The 16,694-nt window shown below is 68.4% G+C and carries 17 protein-coding genes; 15 read left to right on the top strand and 2 right to left on the bottom strand.

Annotated features, from left to right (window positions below):
* Window positions 1–44 precede the first annotated feature (44 nt).
* Window positions 45–1,373 (top strand): NAD(P)/FAD-dependent oxidoreductase, encoded by a 1,329-nt coding sequence (locus tag J5J86_RS19675; RefSeq protein ID WP_209101092.1) that lies wholly within the window; start codon window positions 45–47, stop codon window positions 1,371–1,373.
* Window positions 1,374–1,377: 4 nt separating this feature from the next.
* Here J5J86_RS19675 and J5J86_RS19670 read toward each other — a convergent pair whose 3' ends face one another.
* The gene (locus J5J86_RS19670) at window positions 1,378–2,232 is read right to left on the bottom strand and encodes a MurR/RpiR family transcriptional regulator (RefSeq protein WP_209101090.1); all 855 of its coding nucleotides are present in this window, start codon (window positions 2,230–2,232) and stop codon (window positions 1,378–1,380) included.
* Window positions 2,233–2,431: 199 nt separating this feature from the next.
* Between J5J86_RS19670 and J5J86_RS19665 the strand changes: the two genes are divergently transcribed.
* The 14 genes from J5J86_RS19665 (at window position 2,432) to J5J86_RS19600 (ending at window position 16,189) form a co-directional block, all read left to right on the top strand.
* On the top strand, window positions 2,432–3,187 hold the full coding sequence (locus J5J86_RS19665) for an SDR family NAD(P)-dependent oxidoreductase (RefSeq protein ID WP_209101088.1): 756 nt from the start codon (window positions 2,432–2,434) through the stop codon (window positions 3,185–3,187).
* A gap of 36 nt (window positions 3,188–3,223) precedes the next feature.
* On the top strand, window positions 3,224–4,024 hold the full coding sequence (locus tag J5J86_RS19660) for an SDR family NAD(P)-dependent oxidoreductase (RefSeq protein WP_209101086.1): 801 nt from the start codon (window positions 3,224–3,226) through the stop codon (window positions 4,022–4,024).
* A gap of 25 nt (window positions 4,025–4,049) precedes the next feature.
* Window positions 4,050–4,949: a polysaccharide deacetylase family protein gene (locus J5J86_RS19655; RefSeq protein WP_209101077.1), complete on the top strand. Its 900-nt coding sequence runs from the start codon at window positions 4,050–4,052 to the stop codon at window positions 4,947–4,949.
* A 36-nt stretch (window positions 4,950–4,985) separates the two neighbouring features.
* A complete protein-coding gene (locus J5J86_RS19650) occupies window positions 4,986–5,900 on the top strand; it encodes an ABC transporter permease (protein ID WP_209101075.1) in 915 nt (304 codons plus the stop codon).
* A 9-nt stretch (window positions 5,901–5,909) separates the two neighbouring features.
* A complete protein-coding gene (locus tag J5J86_RS19645; protein WP_209101074.1) occupies window positions 5,910–6,740 on the top strand; it encodes an ABC transporter permease in 831 nt (276 codons plus the stop codon).
* Window positions 6,741–6,777: 37 nt separating this feature from the next.
* On the top strand, window positions 6,778–7,884 hold the full coding sequence (locus J5J86_RS19640) for an ABC transporter substrate-binding protein (protein WP_209101072.1): 1,107 nt from the start codon (window positions 6,778–6,780) through the stop codon (window positions 7,882–7,884).
* Window positions 7,885–7,894: 10 nt separating this feature from the next.
* Window positions 7,895–9,004 (top strand): ABC transporter ATP-binding protein, encoded by a 1,110-nt coding sequence (locus tag J5J86_RS19635; RefSeq protein WP_209101070.1) that lies wholly within the window; start codon window positions 7,895–7,897, stop codon window positions 9,002–9,004.
* 36 nt (window positions 9,005–9,040) lie between these two features.
* A complete protein-coding gene (locus J5J86_RS19630) occupies window positions 9,041–10,210 on the top strand; it encodes a M20 family metallopeptidase (RefSeq protein ID WP_247657718.1) in 1,170 nt (389 codons plus the stop codon).
* Between the two features lie 116 nt (window positions 10,211–10,326).
* The gene (locus J5J86_RS19625; protein WP_209101068.1) at window positions 10,327–11,049 is read left to right on the top strand and encodes a FadR/GntR family transcriptional regulator; all 723 of its coding nucleotides are present in this window, start codon (window positions 10,327–10,329) and stop codon (window positions 11,047–11,049) included.
* Window positions 11,046–11,945: an amidohydrolase family protein gene (locus J5J86_RS19620; protein ID WP_209101066.1), complete on the top strand. Its 900-nt coding sequence runs from the start codon at window positions 11,046–11,048 to the stop codon at window positions 11,943–11,945. Before J5J86_RS19625 ends, J5J86_RS19620 begins: the two co-directional genes overlap by 4 nt.
* A gap of 35 nt (window positions 11,946–11,980) precedes the next feature.
* Window positions 11,981–12,982, top strand: a complete 1,002-nt coding sequence (locus J5J86_RS19615; protein ID WP_209101064.1) for a TRAP transporter substrate-binding protein — start codon at window positions 11,981–11,983, stop codon at window positions 12,980–12,982.
* A 25-nt stretch (window positions 12,983–13,007) separates the two neighbouring features.
* The gene (locus J5J86_RS19610; protein ID WP_209101062.1) at window positions 13,008–13,523 is read left to right on the top strand and encodes a TRAP transporter small permease; all 516 of its coding nucleotides are present in this window, start codon (window positions 13,008–13,010) and stop codon (window positions 13,521–13,523) included.
* A complete protein-coding gene (locus J5J86_RS19605) occupies window positions 13,520–14,797 on the top strand; it encodes a TRAP transporter large permease (protein WP_209101054.1) in 1,278 nt (425 codons plus the stop codon). The genes J5J86_RS19610 and J5J86_RS19605 overlap by 4 nt, the downstream gene beginning before the upstream one ends.
* Window positions 14,798–14,806: 9 nt before the next feature.
* The gene (locus tag J5J86_RS19600) at window positions 14,807–16,189 is read left to right on the top strand and encodes an FAD-binding oxidoreductase (RefSeq protein ID WP_209101052.1); all 1,383 of its coding nucleotides are present in this window, start codon (window positions 14,807–14,809) and stop codon (window positions 16,187–16,189) included.
* Between the two features lie 7 nt (window positions 16,190–16,196).
* On the opposite strand, the gene J5J86_RS19595 is transcribed toward J5J86_RS19600, so the two are convergent.
* Complete coding sequence (locus tag J5J86_RS19595; RefSeq protein WP_209101050.1) at window positions 16,197–16,667, bottom strand: hypothetical protein; 471 nt, start codon at window positions 16,665–16,667, stop codon at window positions 16,197–16,199.
* Window positions 16,668–16,694: the final 27 nt, after the last annotated feature.

Raw genomic sequence — 16,694 nt, 5'->3', positions numbered from 1 at the left:
TTCGTGTGCCGGATACTCCGGCCCCGCCTTCCCGGAGTGCGCGCATGCGCCAGCCCCTCGACCGCATCGAAACCGACACCACCCTTCCCGACGCCGCCGACGTGGTGGTGATCGGGGGAGGCATAGCGGGCGTCTCCGCCGCCTACATGCTGGCCAAGCGCGGGCACAAGGTGGCGGTGCTGGAAAAGGGCATTGTGGGCGCCGAGCAGTCCAGCCGCAATTGGGGCTGGTGCCGCCAGCAGGGCCGGGACGTGGGCGAACTGGACCTCATGCGCCATGCCATCGGCCTGTGGCAGAGCCTGCCGCAGGAAATCGGCCGGGACCTGGGCTTCCAGCAGACGGGCGTGGTCTTCGTCACCGACAATCCCGCCGAACTGGCCTCCTGGGAGCGCTGGTCCAAGGTGGCGCGGGAGCATCAGATCCATTCCACCCTCCTGTCGGCGGAAGAGGCGCAGGCCCGCACGCCGGGCAGCCGCAAGCGCTGGATCGGCGGGCTGACCACACCGAGCGATGGCCGCGCGGAACCCGCCATGGCCGCCCCCGCCATTGCCGCCGGCGCCCGGCGCCTCGGAGCGCAGGTGTTCGAGAACTGTGCCGCCCGGCTCCTGGAGACCACCGGCGGCAAGGTGAGCGCTGTTGTCACCGAGCGCGGCACCATCCGCACCAATGCGGTGCTGGTGGCGGGGGGCGCCTGGTCCTCGCTCTTCTGCCGCCGCCACGGCATCGACCTGCCGCAGGCGGTGGTGTGCGGATCGGTGGCGCGGACCACGCCGGGGCCGCAGGTGATGGTGGCCTCCACCTCCACCACCGGCTTTTCCGCCCGCCCCCGCACCGATGGCGGCTATACGGTGGCCATGAGCGGGCGCGGTACGGTGCACATCACGCCCTCGCTTTTGAGATACGGCCTCGCCTTCCTGCCCACCTTCCTCCAGCGGCGGAAGGGGTTGAAGATCCGGTTCGGCCGGTCCTTCTTCGAGGAATTGTTCCAGTCCGCCGCCTGGGGACCGGGCGACGTGACCCCGTTCGAGAAGACCCGCATCTGGGACCCGGCGCCCGATCCCGAGCTTCTGGCGCTCGCCATGGACGGCTTCAAGACCGCCTATCCGGAACTGGCGGACCTCGCCATCGCCGAGAGCTGGGGTGGCGCCATCGATTCCCTGCCCGATGCGGTGCCGGTCATCTCCTCCGTGCCAAAGATGGACGGGCTCTATCTCTCCACCGGCTTCAGCGGCCACGGCTTCGGCATCGGGCCGGCGGCGGGTGTGCTGGCGGCCGATCTCATCGAGGGCCGCGCGCCGGTGGTGGCCCCCCATCCCTTCCGCTATGCGCGCCTGGTGGACGGCACGCGCCTCACTCCCGACAGCCGGCTGTGAGCCTTCACTCCAGGAATGTGTTGAAGCGGTTCCAGAGCTCCTGGCCGCGCTTCAATGTGGCCGGCAGGGTGTCGCGGCTGCGGCGGGCGGCGACCCCCACCAGGGCGCCGGCCAGACTCATGAGGGCGGTGAAGGAATCGAACACCGACACGCTCACCGTCTCAACGATGAGACGGTGGCGGGCGAGCGGCACCAAAGGCGAGAGTGGGGAATCAGTCAGCGCCACCACCGGCGCGCCCAGTGCCTGGAAATGGCCCGCCGCCTTCAGCCCGTTGGGGCTGTAGCGGCGGATGGACACGCAGATGAGCAGGTCCTCGGGCCGCACCCACAACAGCCGGTCCGCCAGCATGGCCTGCCCGGTTTCCAGCAGCACCACGTCGCGGCGGCACAGATTGAGATGGGAAAAGATGAAATAGGCGATGGCGTAGCTGTCCTTCTCGCCGAGCACATAGATGCGCCCCCGCGCGGCCAGCAGGGCGGCCACCACCGCGTCGAAGGCGGCCGGGTCCACCTGGCCGAAGGTGGTCTTCAGATTGTCGGTCTCCGCCGCCAGATGCCGGGCGAGAAACTCGGCGGTAGAAGCGGAGGGGTCGTCCACGAGGCCGATGCGGTCCACCGGCGAATTCAGCTTGGTGGCCACTTCGCGTCGGATCTCGTCCTGGGCCTGGGCGAAGCTGTCATAGCCGAGCTTGGCGAAGAAACGCACCACGGTGGCGGCGCTGATGCCCGTGGTGCGGGCGATGGCGGAGGCCGATTGCAGGATCGCCTGGGGATAGTTGCGGGCGAGATAATGGGCGATGTCCTGTTCCCGCGCGGTGAAATTCGCCTGCGCGGCCTCCAGGCGCTCCATGAGCGTCATATGCTGCCTCAACCCCGTTCACCCCATGCCCGAGCCACATGTGAAGCCACGTTCGCCAACGTCCACATTTTGCGCAAGGGCTGCGAATGAAATGTTCTTTACACGAAACTTAGATTGAGAAACATTAGTTTCATCAGCTTCCACCGCGCCCCCTTTGCAGGGCCGATGGAGGCCTTCCGCTGACATAAGAGGGCCTGCAATGCCTCTGCCCGACGATCCCGTCGCCATCGTCACCGGAGCCGCCCGCGGCATCGGCCGCGCCTGCGCCGAGGAACTGGCCAAGAAGGGCTTTCGCGTGGCTCTCGCGGACCTGGACAGCGACGATCTGGACGAGGCGACGCAAGCGGTGGGTGGCTTTGGCCCCGGCGCGCTGGCGCTGCGCGGTGACGTGGCGGATTTCGATCAGGTGCAGGTTCTGGCGGGCTCAGTGGCCGCCCGCTGGGGGCGGGTGGATGTGCTGGTCAACAATGCCGGCATCTCCCAGCCCAAGAATCTTCTGGAGATCACCGAGGCGGAATTCGACCGCACCATCGCCGTGAACCTGAAGGGCCATTTCAACTGGTGCAAGGCGGTGGCCGCCGGCATGGTGGAGCAGAAGGGTGGGCGCATCATCAACATGTCGTCGGTGAGCGCCGGCACGGGCGGCGCCCCCTCGGCGGTGAGCAAGTTCGCCTATGCCGCCTCCAAGGCCGGCGTGCAGGGCCTGACGCGGGCGCTCGCCAAGGAACTGGCGCCCCATGTGACCGTCAACGCCATCTGCCCCGGCTCCATCGAGACCAACCTCACCCGCGCGCTCATCGACGCCAGGCGCGAGGCCATCACCGGCACCATCCCGCTGGCGCGCATCGGCACGCCCTTGGACATCGCCGTGGTGGTGGCCTTCCTGGCGACAGTGGAGCCCAATTTCATCACCGGCGAGATCATCGATGTGGATGGCGGCCAGTGGGTCAACTGATGCCGCCCTCTTTCCCGCGACCTTGAGGATCATCCCATGAGCGCCGACGCCACCGCCCCTCTTGCTCCCCTCGCCGTCGTCACCGGCGCGGCGCGCGGCATCGGCCGTGCGGTGGCCGAGCGCCTTCACCAGGAGGGTTATCGCCTCGCCCTCCTCGACCGCGAAGCCGGCGAGGTGGAAAGCCTCGCCGCCACCCTGTCTGCCGACGGCCCTGTTGCGCGTGCCTACGCCCCTGACATGCGCGCAATTGCGGCCGTCGGCGACGCCTTCGCGGCGCTTGCCCGCGACCTTGGCACCCCCGACGCGCTGGTGAACAGCGCCGGCATCTATCCCGACGTGTCCGCCATCGACATGCGGGAAGAGGACTGGGACGTGGTGCTGGACGTCAATCTGAAGGGCACCTTCTTCGCCTGCCAGGCCTTCGCCCGGCTGCGGCGGGATGCGGGCGGGGGCGGCGCCATCGTCAACCTCGCCTCCACGGCGGCCTTTTCCGCCCGCGCCGGGGCGGTGCACTATGCCGCCTCAAAGGGCGGCGTGGTCATGCTCACCAAGGGCCTCGCCCTGGAATGGCGGGACCTCGGCATCCGCGTGAATGCGGTGGCCCCCGGCCTCATCGAGGTGCGGGAGGGCCAGGTGTCGGGCGCCTATCGCCAGCAATTTCTGACCATGATCCCGAGCGGTCGCATTGGCGTGCCCGCGGACATTTCCGGCGTGGTGGCCTTCCTGCTCTCCCCCGACGCCGCCTTCATGAATGCGGAATGCGTGGTGGTGGATGGCGGCTTCCTGGCCGGCCGCCCGCTGCAACGCGCCGGCACCCCCAATCCCGCCGCCAGCTGAGCCGAAGCCCGATAGGAGCGCGCCCATGAGCGACACCCCGAAGCTCGAACCCTGGCAGTGGCCGGAAGAGCAGTGGCGCCGCATCGTCAACCAGGTGCGCGCCGGCCGTGCCCTGCGTCCCACCTCCTGGCCCGGCGGCGCGCGCTGCGCCGTGGCGCTCTCCTTCGACAGCGACCACGAGACCTCGGAACTGCGCGATGGCGGCAAGTCCATCGGCCGCATGTCCTGGGGCGAATATGGGGCGCGCGTGGCGGTGCCGCGCATCCTCAATCTGCTCGCCAAATATGATGTGAAGGCCACCTTCTACGTGCCCGCCGTGGTCGCCCTCCTGCACCCGGACGAGCAGCGCCGCATCGTCGCCGAGGGGCATGAGATCGGCATTCACGGCTGGATCCACGAGCTGAATTCCGTGCTGCCCTATGAGGACGAGCGCGACCTCATGCTGCGCTCCACCGACACGCTGGAGCAGATCACCGGCGTGCGCCCGGTGGGCCTGCGCACCCCCTCCTGGGACTTCAGCCCCTCCACCCTGAAGATCGAGAAGGAAATGGGCCTCCTCTACGATTCCTCCCTCATGGCGGACGTGGATTGCTACGAGCTGCTGCTGGATGGCGAGCCGAGCGGCGTGCTGGAGCTGCCGGTGGAATGGATCCGCGACGACGCGGTCTATTTCATGATGCATCGCTTCCAGTCGCTGCGGCCCTATACGCCGCCCACCGACGTGCTGGACATCTTCCGCCGCGAATTCGATGGCGCGTACGAGGAAGGCGGCATCTGCCAGATCACCATGCACCCCCACATGACCGGCTATCGCTCCCGCATCTTCATCCTGGAGGAGCTGATCCGGCACGCCAAGGCGCGGGGCGATGTGTGGTTCGGCACCCACGCGCAAGTGGTGGAATGGGCGCGCGACCATGCGGCCTGAGTTCCCTGCCCGCCCCGCATCGGCCGGAGGCCGGCCATGAGCGGCACCGGCGCCCTGGCGGCTAACGCGGCACGCGCGGAACGGCCCGACGAAGCGCCGCCCCGGCGGGTGGATTTCGGTCGGATCGTCTCGCTGGCCGCCTTGCTCGGGCCGGCAGTGCTGCTCTTGGGCGTGGGGCTGGTGTGGCCCTTCCTCATGATGGCGCGCATGTCGGTGCTGGATCGCTTCCCCGATCCCACCGGCCTGACGCTCGAATTTTTCCAGACCGTCCTCACCGACCCCTATTTCCTGCGCATCATCGGGCGGACCTTCTCGCTTGCGGTGGTGGTGACCGCCATTACCGCGGTGATCGGCTATCCGGTGGCCTGGTTCCTCGCGCGGTCCCGCTCGCGCTGGAAGCACCTGGTGTTCCTCGGGGTGATCTCGCCGCTGATGGTCTCCATCATCGTGCGCTCCATCGGCTGGACCATCATCCTGGGCAATGAGGGCTTCATCAACGCTTTGCTCACCGCGCTCGGCATCATCGATACCCCGCTGCGGCTCATGCAGAGCTTTTGGAGCGTGGTGGCGGGCATGGTGCACATCCTCATCCCGTTCATGGTGCTCTCGGTGGCCTCGGTGCTGGGCAAGATCGACCCGGCCTATGCGGAGGCGGCCAAGGTCATGGGCGCCAATCCCGTGCGCACCTTCCTGAAGGTGACGCTGCCTTTGTCGGTGCAGGGCATCGCGTCCGGCTCGGTCATCGTCTTCTGCCTGACGGTGGGGGCCTATGTGACGCCGGTCATGCTGGGGCGCGGCAAGGTGACAGTGATGGCCATGACCATTCACGAACAGATGGTGGTGCTGGTGGATTGGCCCACGGGCGCGGCGGTGGCCATGGTCCTGACCTTCGGCACGCTGGTGGTCCTGACCCTCTACGGCCTGTTCCTGCGCCGTCACGCACGGCGATAGGAGGCGCGCATGTCGGACATCTCCCTCGATCCCCCGCCGCCCCACGCCGCCCGCGCACCGGCGAGCGAGCGCCTGCTGAACGCCTATGTGGTGGCGGTGCTTCTCTTCCTGGCGCTGCCCATCTTCATCGTGGTGCCGCTGGCCTTCAGCGACGATGTCTCGCTGAGCTTCCCGCCCCACGGCTTCTCGCTGCGCTGGTTCGCCAACATCTGGGCGCGGCCGGAATTTGCCAGCGCATTCGCGCTCAGCGCCGCCATCGCGGTCTTCGCCACGGCGCTCTCGCTGGTGGCGGGCACGCTGGCGGCGGTGGGGCTGGTGCGGCACCAGTTTCCCGGCCGCGACAGCCTCGTCACCTTCTTCATGACGCCGCTCATCTTCCCGGCCATCGTGCTGGGCGCGGCGGTGGCGCTGATGCTCGCCCCCATGGGCCTGCTCCGCAGCTTCTGGGGCCTTGCCCTCGCCCACACCGTGCTGACCTTCCCCTATGTGCTGCGCACGGCCGTGGCCACCTTGTCTGAGATCGACCGGGCGCTCGGGGAGGCCGCCTATACGCTGGGCGCCAATCGCTGGAAGACCTTCCGCCATGTGACGCTGCCGCTCATGCGGCCGGGGCTTCTGGCGGGGGCGACCTTTGCCCTCATCGTCTCCTTCGACGAGTTCACCGTGTCCATGTTCCTGGTGGGGCCGGGCATGATGACGCTGCCGCTCGAAATGTACAATTACGCCGAGTTCAGCCTCGACCCCACCATCGCCGCCATCTCCACCATCCTCCTCATCATCACCTCGGTGGCGATCCTCGTCATCGAGAAGCTGGTGGGGCTGGGCAAGCAATTCTCGTGACGCGTCCCCCGCAACACGCACCAGAAGGGAAGACCAGATGAGCTCCGACGACACCAAGGACATCCTGCGCTCCTTCGCAGGCCAGGCCAGCCGCCGCTCCATCCTGAAGGGCATGGCCGCGCTCGGCGCGGGTGGCACCGCCTTCCTTCAGCTCGCCGAGGCCCTCGCCCAGGCGACCGACGCGGAGGTGGCCCAGCTCACCATCCTGTCCCAGCCGGGCGTGGTGCCGGAGATCCTGAAGGACGTCACCGTCCCCATGTTCAATAAGAGCTACCCGAAGACGGCCGTGACCTTCGAGGCCGCCTCCAATGCAGTGGCCTATCCGAAGATGCTGGCCCAGCGGTCCAACCCGGTGATCAGCGGCGCCATGGTGAACGACCTGTTCGCCCAGCGCGGCATCAACGACAAGATGTGGGCCCATTTCGACATGTCGCTGGTGCCCAACGCGGCCAACCTGCCGAAGGACCTCACCACCCCCGGTGGCTTCGGCATTCCCTTCCACCTGTCCCCATTCGGCATCATGTACAACCCGGACAAGGTGGAAGAACCCAAGTCCTGGACCGACCTCTGGAACCCCAAATATAAGGGCCGCGTCTCCATGTGGGACGCCTATTACGACGCCTACATCATGGCCGGAGTGGTCGCCGGCAAGGGGCCGGACGTGGTGGCCGGCATCAAGGCGTGGGAGCCCTACAAGGAGAATATCGGCGCCTGGGTGAACTCGCCCACGGGCGAGGAGGATCTGGTCAGCCGCGGCGAGATGTGGCTCGCCCCGCACTGGGGCTCCTGGACCGCCATGGCCAAGTCCCAGGGCAAGAATGTCGCCTTCACCATCCCCAAGGAAGGCGGCGTCCAGTGGACCGGCCACATGCAGGTCTGCGCAGGCTTCTCGCCTGCGGTGAGCAAGCTCACCCAGATCTATCTGAACACCTGGCTCTCCGATGAATGCCAGCTGGCCTGGATCACCCGCGGCTTCTACTCGCCCGCCAGCACCAAGGTGCAGATCCCCGAGGCGCTGAAGTCGAACCCGGCCATCGTCACCGCCGACGAGGCGATCAAGAAGCTGATCCGGCCCGACTTCGTGAAGCTGGCGGCCGAGATGCCGAAGCTCAAGGGCCTCATCGACCGCACGCTCAAGTCCTGACGGGGTCTTCATGGCCAAGCTGAACGCGACCGACGCCGTCGGCGTCGACCTGCGCGACGTGAAGAAGTGGTATGGCCCGGTGCTGGCGGTGCGGGGCGTCTCGCTCGCCATTGCGCCGGGCGAGATGGTCTGCCTGCTGGGACCCTCCGGCTGCGGCAAGACCACCACGTTGCGCATGATCGCCGGCCTCGAAACGCCCGATGCGGGGGAGATCCGCATCGGCGACACGCTGGTGAACCAGGTGGCGCCGTGGAAGCGCAACATCGGCATGGTCTTCCAGAACTATGCCCTGTTCCCGCACATGAGCGTGTTCGAGAATGTCGCGTTCGGCCTTGCCATGCGCAACCGCCCCGCCGCCGAGACCCGTGCGGCGGTGGAGGATGCCATGGCGCAGGTGCGCCTCGCCGGCTTCGGCGCGCGCCGCCCCTCCCAGCTCTCCGGCGGCCAGCGCCAGCGCGTGGCGCTGGCGCGCGCCATCGTCACCAAGCCCAACGTGCTACTCCTGGACGAGCCACTCGCCGCCCTCGACAAGAAATTGCGCGAGCAGATGCAGGTGGAGATCAAGCAGCTCCAGCGGGCGGTGGGCATCACCACCGTTTTCGTCACCCACGACCAGGAAGAGGCGCTGACCCTCGCCGACCGGATCGTGGTGATGGAGGAAGGCCGCATCGTGCAGATCGGCACCCCCTCCGATGTCTATGAGCATCCCCGCAGCCGCTTCGTCTCCGACTTCATCGGCTTCACCAATGCGGTGGCTGGCAAGGTGGAAGACGTGACCGCCGGCACGGCCCGCATCCGCACCGTCTCCGGCCACACGCTGGAGGTGCCAGCCACCGAAGGCATCGGCGCGGGCGCCGCGGTGGATCTGGTGGTGCGGCCGGAAAAAGTGGTCATCGACCCGCCCGCCCATGCCCGCTGCGTGGTGCTGGAGGGAGAACTGGCCCACCCGGTCTATTCCGGCGCCGTCACCTATTACCATGTGGATATCGGCCAGGGCGCGATCCTCATCGCCATGGCCCCCAATGCGGGAGAAGCCTCCCGCGCCGCCGTACCGCCCGGCAGCCGGATGCGCCTCGGCCTTTATCCCGACACCCTCCTGACCTTCCCGAGCCGGGGCTGAGGCGTGCGCGCCGCCCGGCAGAAAGACCAGTCCGCCATGCCAGACCTGACCCCCGAGGAGGACGCTGTCCTCCAGTGGCTCGCGGCGCGCCGCGACGCCATGGAAGCCTTGCTGGTTGAGGTGGTGAACATCGACAGCGGGAGCTACCACAAGGCGGGGGTGGACCGTGTGGGCGCCGTGTTCCGCGCGCATCTTGCGGCAGCAGGCGTGCCCACGCAGACGGTGCCCGTCGCCGAGCAGGGGGACAATCTTATCGCCGAGATCCCGGGCCGCACGGTCGGCCCCCATGCCCTGCTGCTCGGGCACATGGACACGGTCTTCCCCGAAGGCACGGTGGCCGCCCGCCCCTTCCGCCGCGAAGGCGATCGCGCCTTCGGGCCGGGGGTGGCGGACATGAAGGCCGGGCTCGTCATGAACACCTTCCTCATCGAGGCCTTCCACGCTTTGGGCGGCGCGCCCATGCCGCTGAAGGTGCTCTATTCCAGCGACGAGGAGATCGCCTCCCCCTCCTCGCGCTCGGTCATCCAGGCCTGCGCCGAGGGCGCGGCCATGGTGCTGAACGCCGAGCCCGGCCGGCCCAATGGCAATGTGGTGATCGCGCGCAAGGGGGCGATCTTCTTCACCCTGGAAGTCTCCGGCCGCGCCGCCCATGCGGGCGTGGAGCCGGCCAAGGGCGCCAGCGCCATCGAGGCCCTCGCCCGCAAGGTGCTGAGCCTCCAGGCGCTGAGCCGGCCGGGTTCCGAGACCACCGTGTCCGTCGGCCTCATCAAGGGCGGGGAATCCGTCAACATGGTGCCGGCCTGCGCCAAGGCGGAGGTGGATGTGCGCTTTGCCACCATCGAGGCCATGGAAGAGGTGTGGCGGCAGATTCTCGCCATCGTGGATCGGGAAGAGCTGCCGGGCACCGCCGCGCGCATCACCCGCAAGCGCAATTTCCTGCCCTTCGCCCAGTCGCCCGCCAGCGAGGCGCTGTTCCACGCTTATGTGGCCTGCGCGCGGGACCTGGGGATGAAGGTGGGCGGCGAAGCCACCGGCGGTTCGGCCGACAGCGGCTTCACCGCCGCCGTGGGCGCCCCGACCCTCTGCGCCACCGGGCCGGTAGGGGGCGGGGCCCATTCGCTGGACGAGTTCTGCGACCTCGACACCCTGGTGCCCCGCGCCCAGGCGGTTGCTCTCACCCTGCTGCGGCACGGCCAGCCCTTCTGAGAGCGGTCCCTGGACGGGGAGCGCGGCGGACAGAGATCTTCCGGCGATGACGCAAGGGAATTGCGATACGTCACATCATCTTGCCGTACGGACAGCTTGTATGATAACTGGACAACATGACCTTCTCCATCCGCCGGGCTCCCGCATTGTCGGCGGAGGTGGCCCGCAGCCTCTCCGACGCCATCCGCAGCGGCGCGCTCGCGCCGGGTGACCGCCTGCCCTCCGAGAAGGAATTGGCGGAGCGCTACGCCGTCTCGCGCATGGTGGTGCGTGAGGCGCTGTCGCGGCTGAAATCCGATGCGCTGGTGGAATCCCGGCAGGGGCTTGGGGCGTTCGTCGCCGCAGAGCCCGGCAAGGGCCTGTTCCGGCTGGAGGCGGACGCTTCCACCCGCGCCTCGCTGCGGCACGTCTTCCAGCTGCGCGTGGCGGTGGAGGGCGCCGCGGCGGGCCTCGCCGCCGTGCAGGCCTCGGACGCCCATCGCGCGGCCGTCGCCCGCGCCCTGGACGACCTGCGCGCGGACATCGCCGCCGGCCGGGACGGCATCGAGGCCGACAACAGCTTCCACGAGGCCATCGCCCGGGCCTCGGGCAACCCCTATTTCGAGCGCTTTCTTTCCTTCCTCGGCGCCAGCCTGCGCGAGGTGATCGCCCATGCGCGGGTCAATACGCGCGCCCGGCATCCCGGCCGGATCATGGCGGTGCAGGCGGAGCACGAGGCGGTGCTGGCCGCCATCACGGCCGCCGATGCGGCCGGCGCCGAGGCCGCCATGCGCACCCACCTGTCCAACGCCATGGAGCGCCTCGGCTTCGGGCCGTTCGCTTCGGAGACCACCCCATGACCGTCGCAGCCACAGCCGGCGCGCCTGCCTGCCAGGGGCCTGATCCCGTCATCCGCGCCCCCGCCTTCCCCATTCCCGCCGGGGCGGTGGACACCCATGCCCATGTGATTGGCGCGCACGACGCCTATCCCATGATGGCCAACCGCAGCTACACCCCGCCCCCTGCGCCGGAAGCGGCCTATCTCGCCATGCTCGACGGCCTGCATATGAGCCGGGGCGTGCTGGTGCAGATCTCGGTCTACGGCACTGACAATCGTTGCATGGTGGAGACCTTGCGCGCCCATCCCGACCGCCTGCGCGGCGTGGCGGTGGTGTCCCCGGACGTGTCCGACCGGGAGCTGGAGGAGCTTGCCGCCGCCGGCGTGAGGGGCATCCGCATCAATGTCCTGTTCGGCGGCGGCGTCGCCATGGACGAGCTGGAGCGACTCGCCGCGCGCGTCGCCCCGCTGGGGTGGCACATCCAGCTGCTGCTGGACGCCCGCGCGCTGCCCGAGCTTGGACCACGCATTGCCGCCTTGCCGGTGGAGGTGGTGGTGGACCATATCGGCCACATGCCGGTGACGGAGGGCATCAACCATCCCGGCTTCCAGATGCTGCTGCGCCTGATGCGCGACGGCAGGGCCTGGACCAAGCTTTCCGGCGCCTATCGCATTTCCGGCACCGGCGCGCCCTTCCACGACACACTGGCCTTTGCCCAGGCGGTGGTGGAAGCCGCCCCGGACCGGTGCGTGTGGGGGTCCGACTGGCCGCACGTGGCGGTCTCCGGCCCCATGTTCAACACCACCGACCTTCTGGACCTGCTGCCGCTCTGGGTGCCCGACGAGGCCCAGCGGACGCGGATCCTGGTGGACAACCCCGCACGACTTTACGGCTTTCCCACCCCGACCGCCGGCTGAACCGGCAGCGGCCCATCACCTGGAGGAATGTGCTCATGACCCGTCTGTTCTCGCGCCGTGCCCTTGCGCTCGCCCTTTCGGCGGCAACCCTCTTCACGGCCGTGCCGGCGCTTGCCCAGCAGAAGACCGTGCTGAAGCTGGGCTGGACCACCTCCGACGGCGCCCAGGACCCCTATGCGGTGGGCGCCCGCGACTTCAAGAAGGCCGTGGAAGAGGCCTCCGGCGGCCGGATCGAGGTGCAGCTGTTCCCCAACCGCCAGCTCGGTGACGAGAAGGCCATGCTCGACGGCATGCGCCTCGGCACCGTGGATGCGGGCATCATCACCAATGCGGTGGTGGCGCAGATCGAGCCCTCCTTCCAGGTGGTGGACCTGCCCTTCCTGTTCGCCAACGAAGCCCAGGCCCAGAAGGTGCTGGACGGCCCGGTGGGCCAGAAGCTGGCCGCCAAGCTGGAGACCAAGGGCATCAAGCTGCTCGCCTTCATGGAAGGCGGCTTCCGCGACATGATCAACAATGTGCGCCCGGTGGAAACGCCCGCCGACGTGAAGGGCGTGAAGTACCGGGTGATGCAGAACCCGGTCTTCATCGGCATGTTCTCCTCGCTGGGTGGAAACGCCGTGCCCATGGCCTGGGGCGAAACCTTCACGGCCGTGCAGCAGGGCGCCATTGATGGCCTGGAGATCCCGCTCGCGGTGATCGAGCAGAACAAGTATTTCGAGGTCACCAAGTATCTCTCGCTGACCAACCACACCTATTCGGCCATCGACCTCGTCATCTCCAAGCGCGTGTTCGACCGCCTGCCGGAAGACCTCCGCAAGGCGGTGCTCAGCGCCGCCGCCAGCGCCACCAAGGCGCAGCGCGCCACCGCCGCCGCCGACGCCAAGGCGGTGCTCGCCAAGCTGGAAGCCTCCGGCATGAAGGTGAACGCGGTCAAGGACATCAAGCCGTTCCGCGAGTCCGTGCAGGGCGTCTACGAGCAGTTCAAGCCCACCATCGGCCCGGACCTGCTCCAGGAGACGCTCACCGCCGTCCAGTGAGGCAATAAAGGTCAGGGGCACGGCCATGGTCCATGCGATCCGCACCGCGGGCGAGCGCCTCCTGGCGCTTGTCACCACCCTCCTGCGCGCGAGCCTCGTGGTGGCAGGCGCCGTCATGGTGGCCTGCATCACCATCCAGGTGGTGATGCGCTACGTGTTCGGCCGCACCCCCTCCTGGTCGGAGGAAATGGCGGTGCTCATGTTCTCATGGGCCACTTTGGGGGGCTTGGCCCTTGGCGTGCGCGAGGGCTTCCATGTGCGCCTCGACCTGCTGGTGGACCGCGTGCCGGCTGACCTGCGCCCGCTGGCGGAGCGGGGGCTTGACGCCATCGCCGCCGCCTTCGGCGCCTATCTGTTCTGGTCGGGCCTGCGCTTCTACGACATGGCCGGTGGCTCCATCTCGGCCGCCATCGGCTATCCCATCGAGATCCTCAATGCCTTCGCGCCCACGGCGGGCGCCCTCATCTTCCTGTTTGCCGCCTGGCGGGTGGTGACAGGCGCACCCGCGCGGGCGGCCGCCAGCGGGGAGACTGCGGCATGAACGCGGTTCTCCTCCTTCTCACCGGCGGCTTTGCCAGCCTGGTGATGATCGGTGTGCCCTTTGCCATCGCCATCGGCGTGGTGGTGATGCTGGTGCTCACGGTGGCCGACATCGAGCCGGCTTTCCTCGCCCAGCAGCTCATTGCCGGCTCCCAGTCCTTCAGCCTATTGGCCATCCCCCTCTTCATGCTGGCCGGCGAGCTCATGAGCGCGGGCGGGCTTTCCCAGCGCCTCATCGACGCCGCCTCGGTCCTGGTGCGCCACCGCACCGGCGGGCTTGCCATGGTGGCGGTGCTGGCGGCCATCGTCTTCTCCGCCATTTCCGGCTCGGCCCCGGCCACCACCGCGGCCATCGGCGGCATTCTCATCCCGGCCATGGCCAAGGCCGGCTATGACAAGGCCTTCGCCACTTCCATCGCGGTGAGCGCCGGCGTGCTTGGCCCGCTCATTCCGCCCTCCATCGCCTTCGTCATCTGGGGCATCGTGGCGGAGCAGTCCATCGGCAAGCTGTTTTTGTCGGGCGTGGTGCCGGGGCTGTCCATCGCCATCGGCCTTCTGGTGGTGTGCTGGGTCCATGCCAAGCGCAACAAGGTGCCCAAGCAGACCCGCGCCACCTGGCCGGAAATGGTCGCCGCCTTCAACCATGGCAAATGGGCGCTGCTGTCGCCCGTGGTGGTGCTGGGCGGCATCTATGGCGGCGTCTTCACGCCCACGGAAGCGGCCGGCATCAGCTGCGTCTACGCGCTGCTGGTGGGCGTCTTCATCGAACGCAAGATGAAGGTGAAGGACCTGCCGCGCATCGTGCTCCAGGCCATGCGCACCAGCGCCATCGTCACCACCATCATCGCGGTGTCGGCCGGCTTCGGGGTGCTGATCGCGCAGGAGCACATCGCCACCGACTTCGCCGCCTGGCTGGCGGACCACGTCTCCGAGCGCTGGATGGCGCTGGCGGGTTTGAACATCGCCTTCTTCCTGCTGGCGGCGGTGATGGACGAGATCGCCATCATGGTGATCCTCGGCCCCATGCTGATCGCCATCGCCAACCGGTTCGGGGTGGACCCCATCCATTTCGGCTCGATCATCGTCACCAATGTGGCCATCGGCATGGCGGCCCCGCCCATCGGCTATTGCCTGTTCGTGGGCATGGCCATATCCGGGCTGAGCCTGTCGCGCATCGCGCGCGCCATCTGGCCGCAGATTCTCGTCATGCTGGTCGTCCTGTTCCTGACGACCTACATTCCGTCCTTCGCTCTCATGCTCCAACCGGGCCGCTGATCGCACATCATGGACGCCTCTTCCTTCCTGTCCCGCCTCGAAACACTCCTGGATTCCCGTGGCCTCGTCACCGCGCCTGACGACATGGCGCCTCACCTCGTGGACTGGCGCGGCCTGTTCCGGGGTGAGGCGCTGGCGGTGGTGCGCCCGCGCACCGCGCAAGAGGTGGCCGCCGTGGTGGCCGCCTGCGCCGAAGCGGGTGTCGCCGTGGTACCCCAGGGCGGCAATACGGGCCTTGCCGGTGGCGCCGTGCCCGTGGGGCCCGCGCCGCAGATCCTGCTCTCCCTCTCCCGCCTGAATGCCATCCGCAAGGTCGACCGGGTGGGCATGCTCATGGAGGTGGAGGCCGGCTGCATCCTCCAGACCGCCCAGGAAGCGGCCCGCGCGGCCGGCCGCCTGCTGCCGGTGAGCCTTGCCGCCGAAGGCACGGCCCAAGTGGGCGGCGTCATCTCCACCAATGCGGGCGGCATCAATGTGCTGCGCTATGGCATGACGCGGCAATTGGTGCTGGGCCTGGAAGTGGTGCTCGCCGACGGGACTTTGGTCAATGCCTTGCGCCCGCTGCGTAAGGACAATGCGGGCTATGACTGGAAGCAGCTCTTCATCGGCTCGGAAGGCACGCTCGGCCTCGTCACCGCCGCCGTGCTGCGCCTCGTACCCGCCCCCCAGCACAAAGTGACCGCCCTGCTCGCCGTCCCGAGCCCCGAGGCGGCGCTGGCCTTGCTCAACCGGGTGCAGGACGAGGTGGGAGACCAGGTGAGCGCCTTCGAGCTGATCTGCGGCCTCTCCTTCGACCTCTTGAAGCGCAATTGCGGACTGGACCTGCCCTTGGCACCGGCCCCCTGGCTGGTGCTGATGCAGGCGGATTCCAGCCTCGCCGGCATCGCCGACAAGGTAGAGGAGGTGCTGGCCGGAGCATTGGAAGCGGAGGAAGCCACCGACGGCGTGGTCGCCTCCTCCGAGGCCCAGGCGCGCCAGCTCTGGGCGCTGCGCGAGCACATCACCGAGGCCGAGCAGCGGGAAGGCCCCAGCGTCAAGCACGACGTCTCCGTGCCCATCGCCGACATTCCCGCTTTCCTGGCCGATGCCGAGGCGGCTGTCGCGGCCGCCCATCCCGGCGCGCGGGCCAACATGTTCGGCCATGCGGGCGACGGCAACATTCATTTCAACGTGCTGATCCCGCCCGGCACCGACAAGGCGGCGCTGAACCGCACCGTGCATGACGCGGTGGCCCGCTTCGACGGCTCCATCTCCGCCGAGCACGGCATAGGCCAGTACCGGGCCGGCGAGCTGGCCCACTACAAGCCGGCGGCGGAACTGGCCCTCATGCGCCGCATCAAGGCGGCGCTCGATCCCGACGGGCGGCTCAATCCGGGCAAGGTGCTGGCCTGATCGCGGGTCACCCGTCCAGCAACCGGCATGCCCGCTCCGACAGCGGGCACCCCTTCTCACCGAGCAGGCGGATGGCGGCGCGCGCCACGTCCGCATTGGCCGTGTTGCCGGCGAAGCTGGTGAGGCAATCGCGGAATTCCAACACCACGTTTCGCGTGCCGAGGGTCGCGCGATAATCCACGCGCGACACCGCCGCATAGGGCTTACGCCGGGTGCGGATGACCCGGCATTCCACATGGTCGGGATGCAGCACCAGCGTCGGCTTGAGGTTGCTGGAGGAAAAGCCGAGCCAGGGCACGCCTTTCCAGCCCGAAAAGGCCGCCACCAGGGGCACGCGGGCGCTCTTGCCCTCCCACACAATCCGGCTGCGGGCCGCCACCGCGAGCTTGCCCCGAACATGGAGGACGAAGGCCAGCGCGAACAGAGCGAGCAGCACCGAAACGAGCGCGGCGAAGACAAGTCCCGCCATATGCTCCATGCGCTCACCTCCCGATGGCGGGACCAC

Source organism: Aquabacter sp. L1I39 (assembly GCF_017742835.1).
Lineage (GTDB): Bacteria > Pseudomonadota > Alphaproteobacteria > Rhizobiales > Xanthobacteraceae > L1I39.
Note: the sequence above shows the minus strand (reverse complement) of the source record. Positions and strands in the feature narration are given on the sequence as shown.

Bases quoted from the DNA above. Each gene is read 5' to 3' on its own strand.
- J5J86_RS19675 (WP_209101092.1), top strand. From the start codon at position 45: ATGCGCCAGCCCCTCGACCGCATCGAAACCGACACCACCCTTCCCGAC.
- J5J86_RS19670 (WP_209101090.1), bottom strand. From the start codon at position 2,232: ATGACGCTCATGGAGCGCCTGGAGGCCGCGCAGGCGAATTTCACCGCG.
- J5J86_RS19665 (WP_209101088.1), top strand. From the start codon at position 2,432: ATGCCTCTGCCCGACGATCCCGTCGCCATCGTCACCGGAGCCGCCCGC.
- J5J86_RS19660 (WP_209101086.1), top strand. From the start codon at position 3,224: ATGAGCGCCGACGCCACCGCCCCTCTTGCTCCCCTCGCCGTCGTCACC.
- J5J86_RS19655 (WP_209101077.1), top strand. From the start codon at position 4,050: ATGAGCGACACCCCGAAGCTCGAACCCTGGCAGTGGCCGGAAGAGCAG.
- J5J86_RS19650 (WP_209101075.1), top strand. From the start codon at position 4,986: ATGAGCGGCACCGGCGCCCTGGCGGCTAACGCGGCACGCGCGGAACGG.
- J5J86_RS19645 (WP_209101074.1), top strand. From the start codon at position 5,910: ATGTCGGACATCTCCCTCGATCCCCCGCCGCCCCACGCCGCCCGCGCA.
- J5J86_RS19640 (WP_209101072.1), top strand. From the start codon at position 6,778: ATGAGCTCCGACGACACCAAGGACATCCTGCGCTCCTTCGCAGGCCAG.
- J5J86_RS19635 (WP_209101070.1), top strand. From the start codon at position 7,895: ATGGCCAAGCTGAACGCGACCGACGCCGTCGGCGTCGACCTGCGCGAC.
- J5J86_RS19630 (WP_247657718.1), top strand. From the start codon at position 9,041: ATGCCAGACCTGACCCCCGAGGAGGACGCTGTCCTCCAGTGGCTCGCG.
- J5J86_RS19625 (WP_209101068.1), top strand. From the start codon at position 10,327: ATGACCTTCTCCATCCGCCGGGCTCCCGCATTGTCGGCGGAGGTGGCC.
- J5J86_RS19620 (WP_209101066.1), top strand. From the start codon at position 11,046: ATGACCGTCGCAGCCACAGCCGGCGCGCCTGCCTGCCAGGGGCCTGAT.
- J5J86_RS19615 (WP_209101064.1), top strand. From the start codon at position 11,981: ATGACCCGTCTGTTCTCGCGCCGTGCCCTTGCGCTCGCCCTTTCGGCG.
- J5J86_RS19610 (WP_209101062.1), top strand. From the start codon at position 13,008: ATGGTCCATGCGATCCGCACCGCGGGCGAGCGCCTCCTGGCGCTTGTC.
- J5J86_RS19605 (WP_209101054.1), top strand. From the start codon at position 13,520: ATGAACGCGGTTCTCCTCCTTCTCACCGGCGGCTTTGCCAGCCTGGTG.
- J5J86_RS19600 (WP_209101052.1), top strand. From the start codon at position 14,807: ATGGACGCCTCTTCCTTCCTGTCCCGCCTCGAAACACTCCTGGATTCC.
- J5J86_RS19595 (WP_209101050.1), bottom strand. From the start codon at position 16,667: ATGGAGCATATGGCGGGACTTGTCTTCGCCGCGCTCGTTTCGGTGCTG.